Here is a 12711-nt window from a genome sequence, read left to right as displayed (position 1 = left end):
TTAGGGGCGATTAATATGGAATAGAAGGAGGGGCTCATGAAAAAAGAAAATCGCTTATTTTGGGTATATATAACTAGTAGTATTATAATACCCTTAATCATTTATTTAGCATTGGTAGCCTCTAGCGAAAAAGATACTCTTACTCAACTAAAAAAGGCCCCAAATATTCCATCTTCCATTCAAGATTTAAATAGTATAGAAGACTCTACAGAATATTGGACTAAAGAAAAGATGAAAAATGCAATTCCAGTAGATAAAACAGAGAATTTCAATAGATGAGTCATAAATGAATAAAAAGCGAACCATCAATATTAAATCGGTTCGCTTTTTATTATAATTATACCTCTCGCCACCAAGCTGACGTAGGATACTCTTTAGATTTTAACGTAATAGCTTCACCTATTTGCGGTGTTGCAATATTAACGCCTAAACGATTTGCTTCTTTCGTAACTCGCTCAATTGGATCACTCCATTCATGTAATGCTAACGTAAAAGCACCCCAATGAATAGGAACAAGCAATTTTCCTTTAACGTCAATATGAGCTTGCACTGTTTCTTCTGGCAACATATGAATTGCAGACCATCTCGTATCGTATTGCCCGCATTCCATTAAAGTAAGATCAAACGGACCGTATTTACTACCAATCTCCTTAAAGTGCGGAGCATATCCACTATCACCACTAAAGAAGACTTTCGTTTCTTGACCAAGGATAACCCATGAACACCATAACGAACTATCTCTATCTGTCATACTTCGTCCAGAAAAATGCCTTGCAGGTGTACAAACTAATTTAATATTATCAAACGTAATTTCATCCCACCAATTATGCTCACTAATTTTACTAGGTGAAACACCCCATTTAATAAGATAACGCGCAACTCCAGTCGGAACATAAAAGTGCTTTGCACGATCTTTTAACTGCATAATACTTTTGTAATTTAAATGGTCATAGTGATTATGCGAAATGATAATCGCATCAATTTCCTGAAGGTCTTATTCTAATCAAATTGATATTATTTCTAAAAGAATTGAAACATTTAATCATTTACCTAAAGAATCGTATAGTCTATTACTTTATAGTGGTGTGTTACTAGATTTTGGACAAATAGATAATATTGAAGAAAACTATTTAGAAACGGAACGACCTTTGAGAAATGAGAAAAGATATTATTATGCGATCCAAGAACAGGCACAAACAGACATAGGGGCATTCGGGATGTATGGTAATACGTATTTTGATTTAGGAGAAATTCAAATTGGCCTTTATGGAAACACGCGATATTCAACCTTAAATTTAATAACAGCGAATAAGGAAATACTTGAAGAACATTTTCACGATGCTATTACTGATATTAATTACGCGAAAAAGCAATTAGTAAAAAATTTTGTAGCAGTAGATAGTCAAATAGACTTAAATTTAAATGTATTTTACGAAAAACTAGGCTTAAATCAAAATGCACAGCCTATTATTCCAGTTTTTAAAACAACCGACTTATCTATTCTTAGCGAAATCGCTAACACAATTAGTGAAGAATTAATCTTATTGTTAAAGGAAAATGATCAACCTCTTAAAGAATATTACGTAAGCAGCAGATACTCAATGGAAATAACCTATGAAGAATTTTTTATATGGTGGTATCACTTTTTCTATACAAAAGTAACTGATGAATTAATAAAACAAGACGTAATTAAAAGCAGCTCTCGAGGGAATCAAACATATATAACTCTTTAAACTGTATGTATAGAATTTAACTTCACATTGTAGCAGGAGGATACGTGTATGGCTGTTATATGCTTAGTTAGGCACGGGGAAACGGAGTGGAATGCTATTGGAAAGCTCCAAGGTCGCGAGAACATTAAGCTAAATAAACATGGTAAACAACAAGCTGAAAAATGCGGTCTATATTTACGTGAAAAACAATGGGACATTATTATTTCTAGTCCTTTATCAAGAGCAAAGCAAACAGCTGAAATCATAAATACATACATGTTAATACCAGTAAACCTTATTGAAATGGAGAATTTTATAGAACGCGATTATGGTATGGCTTCAGGATTAACGACAGAAGAGCGAACGCAAATGTTTCCAAATCGTAATTATATAAATCAAGAACCAAGAAGATTTCTAAAAACAAGAATTATAACCGGTTTGAATATAATACAGAAACAACACCCAAATAGTAAAATTATTTTAGTTACTCATAGCGCCGTCATAAACACAATTCTTGCTCTTATATCCAATAATGAAATAGGCTCAGGAAAAACAAAACTTTTTACTGCTTGTATCAGTAGCATCTATTACCATCAAGAACAATGGAAAATAAGTGAATACAACAAAATAGATCATTTGTGAACAGATAATAGTTCAGAAACTAATCAGAATTAATATATAAAGAAAATACGATATTAAAAGAAGAGAAGTACATTGCAGAAGAAATTTATCAATCCGGAAACTTTACCAGCAACTTTGGGTTACTCACATATAGTCGAAGTTAGTAACGCTAAACGGACAATTATATAGTCGAAGTTAGTAACGCTAAACGGACAATTTACATCTCTGGACAAGTAGCGATTAATGCTGATGGTCATATAGTCGGGAATGGAGATTTAGGTACACAAACGCGCCAAGTATTTGAAAATATTAAAGTAGCATTAGAAGCTTCAGAATTAAATTTTAATGATGTAGTAAAATTAACATTTTTCTTGACGGACATTTCTCAAATGGCCATTGTTAGAGATATTCGAGATCAATACATCAACACAAACAATCCACCAGCAAGTTCAGCTGTAGAAGTTAACAAATTGATTAACGATAAATTATTAATCGAAATCGAAGCAATCGCTGTAGCAAACTAATTTAAAAAAACTTATTCTTAATCATATCAACGCAATTCGTTCACTTTAAAAGAATTGCATTTTTTATTAACTAAAATATAAATTATACACGGAAACATTCTTATCAATAACACAACATGAACAACTTAAAATAACAAATAACCACACAATCTATAACAGATTATTAACCCAATTAAAAAGGGGAGCCTAACAATCATAATTAACATATGATAAGTTTATTACTTTTTTCTAGTTAACATAATATATATTATACAAAGTTGTATAGAGTAAGTGTTTCTCTGTATCAAAAACCAAGTAAACTATACTTAATGAGATGAAAGGGAGATTTTTAATGAGATTTATACTAAATCGAACTTAAATGCTTTTTTACGTTTTTATCACTTAATTTATATTTAATCCGTTCATAGCAAATCCGAACTTAAAATTCATGAATCGTTCTATTTACAAACACAAAAAAATTTTACGTAACAATATATTTAAAACAAAAATTTAAAATCGATTAAAGTGTTTTTATTACTAATAAATTTCCCACTGATTGATTTATCATTTTTAGCTACATATATGATTTGCTACATGTTACATTATTTTTATTTATTTCATATCATCGCTTGACTTTTATTTAGTTAACATAATTAAATATTATCAAAACAAAAATCATCCTAACTGTTAGGATGATTTTTTAGCACTTAAACATATATACACCAATAAATCGGGTCCTTTTCCCTATTTAAACATAAGTAATGCTCTAAATTGTTATTTTAATAGCAATCCCAATTGTAAATAACATTGGAAAAATCTAGGTTTAATAAATCTTCCTTGCGTATAAAGAAATTAGCAACACCAGAATCTCCCCACATAATATTTAATGAATTGTCTGTATCAATTTGCATCAATAATATATCGTGTTGTTTGTATTTTTCTTCCCATTCCCTCGGATCTGTCTGTGTGAAAAATGGATAACCACCAATTTTATGTCCTTGATCTTCGCATAAATCATCATACAGTTCGCCTAATTCTGTATTGTTTTCTTTATCAACAATTTCTTCCCAATCAATGTTATCATTAAAAATCTTTTCGAATCGATAATCTCTTGATGTTACTGGTTGATAATCCAATTCAAACTTTAGTTTAGCTGCTTCAGGTATGATAAAATGCTCTAAATCTAAAGTGTTTAAATAACTAAAATCAGTAATAACCTTAGTTAAATCTTCCGTTATTGTAGAATGATAAATGATTCGAAAGTCTTTTTGGTTAGTTGGATGATCAAAATCTATTCCAAAAAGTTCATCATCAGCACTTACGAAAAATTGTAACAGTCCATTTTGAGGCATGGGTTCAATATACGGCATTTCTTCAAAGTTTAACTGCGCAAGTAGCATCATAGGCTGTCCGTTTGAGTCTTTAGGATGTTCCTGATTTATAGGTACATACGGATACCCGCCAAACTTGCTTTCAAAAAGAGTTGTCTCTGCTTGCGTTCCAGACACTTTAATATACGGTTTTACACTTTCTTCTAAAATACTTCGATACTGCTCGAGTTCTTTCGGTATATTAAGCTGATACGTATCCTTCATTTCTCTTGCCTCCCTTTAAAGATAATTCATAAATGCCTACCTCTATTATAGAGTAAAAAGTGCTTTCATTAAAAATAGCTAAAAATCCGTTTTCATTCTCATTTTTTGTGCACTTGGCGGACAAAGTAAATTATGTTCTGAAACCTTTTTATTAATAATTTGAATTAGTTTAGCTGCTTCTTCTGCATCTGTTGCCTCTTTTTGCTTTTCTTTTAAATTATCAATTTCCTTTGAAAGCTCAATCCACCTAGGCAAAACATGATTATTTTTCAAAGTCCTATAAAGTTGCTTGTCAGGATTATACGAAAGATCTTTATCAAGATTAAGAGGTTTCCCTTTCCCAGGTAAATCATTAAACACTCCTGTCTTTTCTGCCTGTTTAACGATAGAACTAATATGATTCTCATACGTGAACGACCAAACTTTTTCATCTTTAACTAAAATTTCTTGTTTTTTAAGTTTTTTATCTAGCTCATCATGATTCATAGATTCTCTCTCCTTTTTATTTTATTTTTATAGTGTTGTTTTCGAATGTTTTAATGCTCTCCATCCATCCGGTAGCTTTTTACGCCACCAAATGCCATCGTGACCGCCTTTAAACTCTTCATAAATGGTTTTGTATCTTTTTTCTTTTAAATCTTTATAGAGACGTCTATTTGCCGTTTAAAGAGGTTCGTTTTCAAGATATCCTGCTGTTATATGAAATTGAAGATGAAATGTATACTGATTAGCCGATGTAATAAGAAGTCCTTGAAGGTGTGAAGTGCGAGAATAATCATGTGGTGTATAAAGATGAATCTTACGTGTAGTATTTAAAATTGAAATATAGAAAGAATATATTTCAAACTTACTGTAATTAGAGCCTTGCTACATTTTATTTGTAATAAGGCTCTTTAAATTTGTTTAATTCTTATTGCACTAACGCATCCTTTTAAATCGGTTATTTATTAGAAAAATTATCAATTGCTTGAATAGCTTGTTCCAACGCTTTTATTCTTCTTTCTAAAAGTGTTCTTTGGGGACTACCAGCCTTTGACTTATCATAAAATTTCTCGATTGATGGCAGCAAACCAGTAATAACATTACGAGCTTCTGCTAACTCTTTCAGGGTGTAATGAGGGGTTCTTTGATTCCAAACGTTTTCTAGCATTGCTAAGCCGATACAAACAGCTTTCAGTCGTTTCTTTACTAAAGTAGTATTTGCGCCTTTTTGAGTCATCTGCGACAAAGCATTTTCTAATTTATTGATTGTTGATTGTAAAGATTTTATTGATTCCAATTTATCTACATTTGATACGTTTTCCATTTTAGTGCTGTCCCTTCTTCGATTCTGAATTATTTTGCTTGATACTTTATAACATCGATAAGAACTTGATTTCACTCGGAATATTTTAACATAAATAACTAACAATATTTGAAAGTAATTCTCAAGAATCCGACACAATTGTTGAACACAAGTCAACTAACCTGCCTGATAGTCCAATAAGAATTAAAAACCTTTTTTGTCACTTAACATTTACATGATGAATAATGATTTAAAGGAAAACGACCGCAAAACTAAAATCCTCTTCCCTCCTCTGCAGTATTTTATAAGTACTTCTTTCTTCTCATTAGAATTCCTATATAAACAAGTTGCTAATATTGTATATTTTATGAACTAAAAAAACACACAAGCTATTTAACCTGTGCGTTTTCGTCTTTATTCAGTAAGGTAGTAAAGTAACAGTTTCCGAGCCTTCTCATAATTCATAAAATCTCTATGCAAAATAGGATACTTCACAATTTCTGTTTCTAGAAAACGAGATATTGTGGAAACCATTCGAAAAATGATATTCGTAGCCATCTTAATTGTTGAAATGTAATTTTCTCTTCGTTTTTATTAAGTACATAACTTAAAGGTCCTGCTGTATGCATCCAATAATAATTTAAATCGGCATTAATACAGTCATCTTCTGTAAATGTATTTTTATAGTCTTTCTGCAATTTTCGTGTGTCACGATAGGGAAATGGCTTATGCAGAGGACTATGCATTTTCTGTAATTCATTAAAAATAACCTTTTTTCCTAATAGCAACGTTCCACCCCTTTATTTCTCCATCCAATTCAATAAGTTTTCATAATGATATTGAGCATCCTTATACCCAAGATTATATAAATTAACGAGCTTTTCTTTATTTCTCTCTATACCGCTTATAGGAAGTTGTATACTTGGCTGAATTACATAAAAATTATCTTTTTGTTCGTTGTGATTCATATAAGATACAGTTTCATTATAAAAACGATAATGTTCTACTAAAAGTTCTGCGATTTTCGGATATCTTCTATATAAAATTTTAGACAGTCCAGAAAATTTATTCCGCTGCTTCTCGTATCCTTCTGGCTTTGTCATAATAACAACGTTCTTTTTATAACCATCATTCTGTGCTTTGAAAACTGGAATAGGATCTATAATCCCTCCATCTAACAGTTTTCGATTATCATATTCTACAGCAGGTGCAATAAATGGCACAGAGCTTGAAGCACGAATGATTTTCAAAATATCATTTCCATGTTCTATTTTATTATAATAAACTGCCTGTCCTGATTCGCAATCAGTCGTTCCGATTACAAACTGTTCATTTGAATTTAGGAAGGTTTGAAAATCAAACGGTACAATTTTGTTTGGTACTTCATCAAATAAAAAATCCATTCCAAATAATTCACGTTTTCGAATTAAGTTTCGATAAGATATATACCTGTGATCTGCTACTAGCTCTGTATTTACTTTCTTATTTCTTCCTTTTTGACGTGACAAATATGTTGCTCCCATACACGCTCCAGCGGATACACCGACTACATACGGAAAGAATAAGCCCCTTTCCATAAAATATTCGAGTACTCCTGCAGTATATAACCCTTTCATTCCGCCGCCTTCTAATACTAAACCGATATTCTTCATGCTCAATCCCTCTGCTTCTATTTTCTTAATTACATGTTAGCACAAGATTTTAGGATGAGGTTATATAAATTAATTGCAACAATAACGAAAAACTATTGAACTTATGTCATAATGTCTTATCCAATAGCATGGTACAATATAAGAAACTCATTCCACATATTATAAAGGAGGAATTTCATATGGGTTTATTTAGTGGTATTTTAGGAAATGCATCAAGTGCGAGTACAGAAAGCGTTGAACGTGATTTAGAAAAGATTATGCTAGATGATGAGAAAGTTGAGCATGCTTATAAATTAATTCGTGATTTAATCGTATTTACAAATCGCCGTCTTATTTTAGTAGACAAACAAGGAGTAACTGGTAAAAAAACAGAATACCATTCTATCCCTTATAAAAGTATTACACAATTTAGTATTGAAACAGCTGGGCATTTTGATTTAGATGCAGAGCTTAAAATATGGGTGTCTAGTTTGAGCGCGCCAATTACGAAAGAATTTAAAGGCGATGATAGCATTTTAAGTATTCAAAAAGCGTTAGTAACATATACGACGAAATAGTTCATTTTTGTATATTTATTCACATTAGAAATTACTAACCCGAACTTTTTGGAAGAATATACATTAAATTTGTATATTTAATCTAAAATGATACAAAAAGGTAAAGCATTTGAAATGTGCTTTACCTTTCTTTTTTATAATAAATTAATGTTGCTTTATCATTTAATTTCTTTTTAAATTCCGTTCTTATATATCCCATCTTTTCGTATAGAAAACAATTTCGTTCTTCTTCTAAAATTGTAGCAAGCTCCCAAGTCGTTATTTCCGGAAACATCTCCTCGATTAAAATTAATACTTTTTGAGCAATTCCGTTCCCTTGATAGTTTGGAATAATAAACATCGGGCTGATCCAAAATTTAGATGCTTCTTCTTTACGTGATATACATATCGCTCCGACAAGATTCGTATTTACGAAAATTTTATAAAATCCACCGTCCAGATTATTTATTCTTGAAATTGTTCTTTCAATAAGTTCATTTGCTGGACTTGTTTCATAGTCCTTATACTTTTCTAATAATGAACTAAATGATTCTACTTGCATTCGAAATATAATCTCTGCATCAATTTCTGTTGCCTTCTCTAAGGTTACCAATTTAAACGCTCTCTTAAAGAAGTAATGTGAGCTGTATGATGACGACCGTGCCATGCATATAGTCCAATTGCAGCAGCAAGTTTTTTTTCTCCTGATTCAGGATGATTAAATGTCTTTTCTAAATCTGCCGGTTCTAAAGAATATAATAAGTTAACCCATCTTTTATGTAATGAATCTAGCATTACAAGTGAAACATCTACTGGTAATTTTGAGTCAGGTAGCTCTGCCCATTTTTCTTCTTTGTACGGTTTAATAGTTGGATTCTTTTCTGTCAGTGCTAATTTAAAGCGTATATAGCTATTCATATGACTATCAACAACGTGATGAACGACTTGACGAACAGTCCATCCACCAACGCGATACGGTGTATCTAACTGCTTCTGATCTAAATCTTTTATCGCTCTTGCTAGTTCATTAGGTAAATCCTCTATTTCTTGAATCCATTTATCAATTATTTCTTCTGTAATAGTGCCTACATAAGTAAATTGACCTATTGGATAACGTAAATCCTTCATGTACATGTCCCCCTATTATTTTTAATTCTTAGTATTCCTCCAAATATAATGTACGAAATTTACGTTTTCCCCGTTTAAATCTACAGTAGTTGTATCCGCTTCCTTTTCACGAGAAAATCCGCTCTTTTCTAATACAATTTGTGAAGCTATGTTATTTGTTGTTGTCATAGCATGTATTTTATTAATTTCATAGACTCTTGCTTGAGCCAAAATCAATTTTACAGATGATGCTGCAACTCCTTTTTTTGTAAACTTCTCTCCAACTCGGTAGCCTAACGACCCAATTCGTTTTTCCTTATCTACATCAACTAGATTGATACGTCCTACAATTTCTTTTTCTGTATTACGTATGAGATGAAAATAAGAAATCCCCTCCGTTTGTTCTTTTAATAGTTCGTCAAGTTGCTTTTGAAAGTATTCATACACGTAATAATTAGAGCCACGACTTGGTACCATTGTTTCAAAAAATGATTTGTTCGTGAGTTCAAAATTAAATAAATCTTCAGCATCTTGATTCTTTAATTGTTCTATGTATATTTCCATCCCGTTTACCCCTTCTTGATTTACTAACTGTTATACATTCTTTTTTAAACGATAATTTTCCTGCTATTTCTTTCGTCTGAGTAATACAGTAAGTAATACTCTAGGATGAAATAGATGAAAAGGACTTCGAATTAAGTTCATAACTCTGACTAACCGAATATAAATATCAGAATCACTTGCAGAAAGCTGATATATTTGTTTCGTATACCATTGCTGAAATTTTTGTTTCATAGTTAATTCTTTCTGTAACTTAGGATGACGTGCTATCTCCGTTGTCGTCATTTCCCAAGGTGTTTTGATAATCTTAGAAACATGCTTATAAAACGTTTGAGTGAACGTTTTATCCAAATTATTTATTCCTTTAAGAAATAACTGCAATTGGCGAGCTTCCATAGCTGCAACTGAAACACCTTGTCCGAAAACTGGATCAAAACGACAATGCGCATCTCCAACTACTAACAATCTTTCAGGTAAATTATTAACTAGATCAAATCGCCTGCGTACTTGATCTGGAATTTTGTACGTTTTTATATCGGTAATCGCCTCAGATTTGTTTAGAAACTCTGTAACATTAGGGATTGATAGATTTTCAGCAAAATCATAAAATTCATCATCAGTTTGCGGTGCTTTTTCATTTGCATATCCACTAAAAGTAACAAAATAACGATCATCTTCAATCGTTTGAATTAGAACACCATAAGGATTCTCAGGAAAACTTGGAGACATAAGCATATTACAACAGTCTAATTTCTCTTTTTCTTTGAGCCTAAACATTCTAGTTGCGTAAAACAAATCAATTCTTACTTTCTCTTCTTGTACTTTGAAATTGTATTCTTGTAACCAATCTATACTTTTCGAACCAAATCCACTTGCATCAACAACAAGATCTGCATGAAATTCTTCTTTCATTCCTGTTTTCAAACATTTAGCTCTTATTCCATAGACTTTATTAAGCTTGTTATCTACTAGTAATCCTTCTACCAACATTTCATACTTCGTAGTAACATTTGAAACTTGTTCAATTCGTTTTTGAATATGTGATTCTAACAGAAGACGACTTTGTTGAATCATATTTATTTCGCCTTTGAAAGGCTGCTTCCATAGGCCGAATTGATGCCATTTTAAATCGCGAGTAAAGTTATTTACGATGCTACCTGCTTCAATTAATTCATTAGTAATGTTAGGAAACAACTCCTCAAGTGCTTCTTCGCCGCCTTTTAATAACACATGCGGATGATTACTTTGCGGAACTCTTTTTCGCGGACATTTTCCATCCCATTTTTCTCCGGCTTCTAAAATGAGTACTTCTTCAAAATCATTAGATAAAGCCTTTGCTGTGAGTTTCCCTGCTATACTTCCACCGATAACAATAGCCTTAGTAAACATTTTTTCCCCCTTAATGAAAAGAGATCCTGTCGTGTATGAATGGAACAGGATCTTAACTAATAATTCCTTAATAATTATATTTAAAACACCTGTGTGAATTGCAACGTTAAAATTAAAATACCTAATCCCCATACGTAATACGCGAATACTTTTAAAGAATGACGTTTTAAATATTGAATCATCCATGAAACTGCTATGTAACCAAAGAACGCTGCTGATAATGTTCCGACAATTAATGATGTACTAGAAATAGATTCTGCTTTCCCTTGAAAAACATCTGCAAATTGCAAGATGATAGCTCCGACAATAGCTGGTGTTGATAATAAAAATGAAAAGTACGCCGCTGTTTCGCGGTCTAACTTTCTCCATAATGCAGCGACAATTGTCATTCCCGAACGAGAAATTGCTGGAAATATAGCTACTGCTTGAAATGAACCAATTATGAATGCATCTTTATATGTAATATCATTCATTTTTTTACGACCATTCTTTTGTTTATCGGCCATATAAAGAAATAAGCCCGTCACTAAAAACTCCCAACCTATTGTTATACCTGTTTTTGAAATATCTTCAAAAAAGTCTTTAAATAGTAAGCCAATTACGACAGCAGGTACCGTCCCAACGATAAGTAATATCATAAGCTTTGAAAATGGATTTTTTATTAAATAAATAAATTCTTTTCTATAATAAATAAACACTGCAAGCAAAGTTCCGATATGCAGCATCGTATCTAAAAACAAACCTGCCTCATCTAACTGAAAAATATGCCGCCCTAAATATAGGTGACCTGTACTACTTATAGGTAAAAACTCTGTCAACCCTTGAATAATTCCTAAAATAAAAGCTTCTAGCCCATTCATGATGATCTCCTTTCTCATTTGCTTGTACCAATATATGATGCTTTAATTTTTGTTATGAAAGAAAATATATTTCTCTTGGGGATTTACTTTAACTTTTATTTAGAAGTTATGGATTGCAATATTGATGGATATATATGTAAAAATAAAGGAGGGTTTATATGGAGAAACACACAAAATTAGGCAACGTATTACTTTGGATTGGACCTATTCTTGTATTCTTAGGCTTATGTATGACAAATGTAATTACAGACATACCTTTCTTCGAAGGAAAGCATAAAACTCTTGGAATTATTATATTATTTATAGGGGTACTTTGTTTAGTTGTCGCTCATTACTTTAAAATACGAAAAAATTCTGCCGATTAAATAATATATTCCCTTATAAGGAGGAACAAATGCGAGGAAAATCATTACGGACAAAAATTACAAAGCTATATAAATAAAAACAATCCTAGTGTATGTACTAGGATTGTTTCATTTCGCTAATGTTGTTTATTTATAAAACACTTTATCAACGTTATATTTCGCTTTGTATTTATTAATGATGTAAGTTTCGTAAATTTCTCTTTCTGTTGGATCTTCTACGATACATGCATCGATACGGTATACTTCATCACGATTATTTTTGATTGGCGAAACATTATCTTCAAAATGCTTTTTAATACGTTGTCTAATTTTACGAGCTTTACCTACGAAAAGAAGTTCGTCATTAATATTGTAAAACATAAAAATGCCGCCTTTATCTCTAGGGAACAAGTGGAAATCGATAAAACCGTTAATTGGAGTAATTAATGGCTCGTCTCCTTTAATAACTTGTTTACGTTCAGTAATTGAAACATCAGTTTCAGGAATATTAATTTTAATCAAGTTCATTCACGTCCTCTTTTATTA

Annotated in this window: 13 protein-coding genes and 5 pseudogenes; 6 read left to right on the top strand and 12 right to left on the bottom strand. The window is 31.6% G+C overall.

Translation table 11 applies throughout. The annotated features are described in order from the left end of the window. Nucleotides 1-36 precede the first annotated feature (36 nt). The gene (locus MHB76_RS12705; protein WP_199709850.1) at nucleotides 37-279 is read left to right on the top strand and encodes a hypothetical protein; all 243 of its coding nucleotides are present in this window, start codon (nucleotides 37-39) and stop codon (nucleotides 277-279) included. A gap of 58 nt (nucleotides 280-337) precedes the next feature. Here MHB76_RS12705 and MHB76_RS12700 read toward each other — a convergent pair. Then, nucleotides 338-994: pseudogene (locus MHB76_RS12700) on the bottom strand (MBL fold metallo-hydrolase); the annotation flags it as partial. Nucleotide 995: 1 nt separating this feature from the next. Here MHB76_RS12700 and MHB76_RS12695 point away from each other — a divergent pair. The 3 genes and pseudogenes from MHB76_RS12695 to MHB76_RS12685 form a co-directional block, all read left to right on the top strand. Further along, nucleotides 996-1733 (top strand): annotated as a pseudogene (locus MHB76_RS12695) (hypothetical protein); the annotation flags it as partial. Between the two features lie 48 nt (nucleotides 1734-1781). Then, nucleotides 1782-2354, top strand: a complete 573-nt coding sequence (locus MHB76_RS12690; protein ID WP_078173647.1) for a histidine phosphatase family protein — start codon at nucleotides 1782-1784, stop codon at nucleotides 2352-2354. Between the two features lie 72 nt (nucleotides 2355-2426). Continuing rightward, nucleotides 2427-2857, top strand: a pseudogene (locus tag MHB76_RS12685) (RidA family protein). A gap of 758 nt (nucleotides 2858-3615) precedes the next feature. Here the strand turns inward: MHB76_RS12685 and MHB76_RS12680 are convergent. The 5 genes and pseudogenes from MHB76_RS12680 to MHB76_RS12660 form a co-directional block, all read right to left on the bottom strand. After that, a complete protein-coding gene (locus tag MHB76_RS12680) occupies nucleotides 3616-4431 on the bottom strand; it encodes a YwqG family protein (protein WP_340986718.1) in 816 nt (271 codons plus the stop codon). A gap of 78 nt (nucleotides 4432-4509) precedes the next feature. Next, nucleotides 4510-5280, bottom strand: a pseudogene (locus MHB76_RS12675) (DnaJ family domain-containing protein); the annotation flags it as partial. A 91-nt stretch (nucleotides 5281-5371) separates the two neighbouring features. Next, nucleotides 5372-5737 (bottom strand): hypothetical protein, encoded by a 366-nt coding sequence (locus tag MHB76_RS12670; RefSeq protein ID WP_078173651.1) that lies wholly within the window; start codon nucleotides 5735-5737, stop codon nucleotides 5372-5374. Nucleotides 5738-6130: 393 nt separating this feature from the next. Continuing rightward, a pseudogene (locus tag MHB76_RS12665) lies at nucleotides 6131-6504 on the bottom strand (YxiJ-like family protein). A gap of 12 nt (nucleotides 6505-6516) precedes the next feature. After that, entirely contained in the window at nucleotides 6517-7368 is an 852-nt protein-coding gene (locus tag MHB76_RS12660; RefSeq protein ID WP_002110144.1) for a patatin-like phospholipase family protein, read from the bottom strand. A 179-nt stretch (nucleotides 7369-7547) separates the two neighbouring features. On the opposite strand from MHB76_RS12660, the gene MHB76_RS12655 reads away from it, so the two are divergent. Continuing rightward, nucleotides 7548-7925 carry a PH domain-containing protein gene (locus tag MHB76_RS12655; RefSeq protein ID WP_002110143.1) on the top strand — a complete coding sequence of 126 codons (378 nt, stop codon included), beginning with the start codon at nucleotides 7548-7550 and terminating at the stop codon, nucleotides 7923-7925. Between the two features lie 121 nt (nucleotides 7926-8046). Here MHB76_RS12655 and MHB76_RS12650 read toward each other — a convergent pair whose 3' ends face one another. The 5 genes from MHB76_RS12650 to MHB76_RS12630 all read right to left on the bottom strand — a co-directional run bounded on the left by MHB76_RS12650 (nucleotide 8047) and on the right by MHB76_RS12630 (nucleotide 11821). Further along, nucleotides 8047-8571: a GNAT family N-acetyltransferase gene (locus MHB76_RS12650; RefSeq protein WP_078173652.1), complete on the bottom strand. Its 525-nt coding sequence runs from the start codon at nucleotides 8569-8571 to the stop codon at nucleotides 8047-8049. Further along, a complete protein-coding gene (locus MHB76_RS12645; RefSeq protein ID WP_002119716.1) occupies nucleotides 8511-9032 on the bottom strand; it encodes a YfiT family bacillithiol transferase in 522 nt (173 codons plus the stop codon). Before MHB76_RS12645 ends, MHB76_RS12650 begins: the two co-directional genes overlap by 61 nt. Before the next feature lie 21 nt (nucleotides 9033-9053). Beyond that, nucleotides 9054-9575, bottom strand: a complete 522-nt coding sequence (locus MHB76_RS12640; RefSeq protein ID WP_078173653.1) for a GNAT family N-acetyltransferase — start codon at nucleotides 9573-9575, stop codon at nucleotides 9054-9056. A 63-nt stretch (nucleotides 9576-9638) separates the two neighbouring features. Beyond that, nucleotides 9639-10961 (bottom strand): FAD-dependent monooxygenase, encoded by a 1323-nt coding sequence (locus MHB76_RS12635; RefSeq protein ID WP_078173654.1) that lies wholly within the window; start codon nucleotides 10959-10961, stop codon nucleotides 9639-9641. Nucleotides 10962-11041: 80 nt separating this feature from the next. Next, a complete protein-coding gene (locus tag MHB76_RS12630; RefSeq protein WP_340986712.1) occupies nucleotides 11042-11821 on the bottom strand; it encodes an undecaprenyl-diphosphate phosphatase in 780 nt (259 codons plus the stop codon). 158 nt (nucleotides 11822-11979) lie between these two features. Here MHB76_RS12630 and MHB76_RS12625 point away from each other — a divergent pair, with 158 nt between their 5' ends. Continuing rightward, nucleotides 11980-12186, top strand: a complete 207-nt coding sequence (locus tag MHB76_RS12625; RefSeq protein WP_078173656.1) for a hypothetical protein — start codon at nucleotides 11980-11982, stop codon at nucleotides 12184-12186. 126 nt (nucleotides 12187-12312) lie between these two features. On the opposite strand, the gene MHB76_RS12620 is transcribed toward MHB76_RS12625, so the two are convergent. Then, nucleotides 12313-12693, bottom strand: a complete 381-nt coding sequence (locus MHB76_RS12620; protein ID WP_071151297.1) for a nucleotide excision repair endonuclease — start codon at nucleotides 12691-12693, stop codon at nucleotides 12313-12315. Between the last annotated feature and the right edge of the window lie 18 nt (nucleotides 12694-12711).

Origin of the sequence: Bacillus sp. FSL M7-1345 (assembly GCF_038006985.1) — a bacterium.
Taxonomy (GTDB): Bacteria; Bacillota; Bacilli; order Bacillales; family Bacillaceae_G; genus Bacillus_A; species Bacillus_A cereus_U.
This window is presented reverse-complemented; position numbering and strand designations above follow the sequence as displayed.

What these genes read in the sequence shown, in the direction of transcription:
- MHB76_RS12705 (WP_199709850.1), top strand. Translation starts at nt 37, where the DNA reads ATGAAAAAAGAAAATCGCTTATTTTGGGTATATATAACTAGTAGTATT.
- MHB76_RS12690 (WP_078173647.1), top strand. Translation starts at nt 1,782, where the DNA reads ATGGCTGTTATATGCTTAGTTAGGCACGGGGAAACGGAGTGGAATGCT.
- MHB76_RS12680 (WP_340986718.1), bottom strand. Translation starts at nt 4,431, where the DNA reads ATGAAGGATACGTATCAGCTTAATATACCGAAAGAACTCGAGCAGTAT.
- MHB76_RS12670 (WP_078173651.1), bottom strand. Translation starts at nt 5,737, where the DNA reads ATGGAAAACGTATCAAATGTAGATAAATTGGAATCAATAAAATCTTTA.
- MHB76_RS12660 (WP_002110144.1), bottom strand. Translation starts at nt 7,368, where the DNA reads ATGAAGAATATCGGTTTAGTATTAGAAGGCGGCGGAATGAAAGGGTTA.
- MHB76_RS12655 (WP_002110143.1), top strand. Translation starts at nt 7,548, where the DNA reads ATGGGTTTATTTAGTGGTATTTTAGGAAATGCATCAAGTGCGAGTACA.
- MHB76_RS12650 (WP_078173652.1), bottom strand. Translation starts at nt 8,571, where the DNA reads ATGGCACGGTCGTCATCATACAGCTCACATTACTTCTTTAAGAGAGCG.
- MHB76_RS12645 (WP_002119716.1), bottom strand. Translation starts at nt 9,032, where the DNA reads ATGAAGGATTTACGTTATCCAATAGGTCAATTTACTTATGTAGGCACT.
- MHB76_RS12640 (WP_078173653.1), bottom strand. Translation starts at nt 9,575, where the DNA reads ATGGAAATATACATAGAACAATTAAAGAATCAAGATGCTGAAGATTTA.
- MHB76_RS12635 (WP_078173654.1), bottom strand. Translation starts at nt 10,961, where the DNA reads ATGTTTACTAAGGCTATTGTTATCGGTGGAAGTATAGCAGGGAAACTC.
- MHB76_RS12630 (WP_340986712.1), bottom strand. Translation starts at nt 11,821, where the DNA reads ATGAATGGGCTAGAAGCTTTTATTTTAGGAATTATTCAAGGGTTGACA.
- MHB76_RS12625 (WP_078173656.1), top strand. Translation starts at nt 11,980, where the DNA reads ATGGAGAAACACACAAAATTAGGCAACGTATTACTTTGGATTGGACCT.
- MHB76_RS12620 (WP_071151297.1), bottom strand. Translation starts at nt 12,693, where the DNA reads ATGAACTTGATTAAAATTAATATTCCTGAAACTGATGTTTCAATTACT.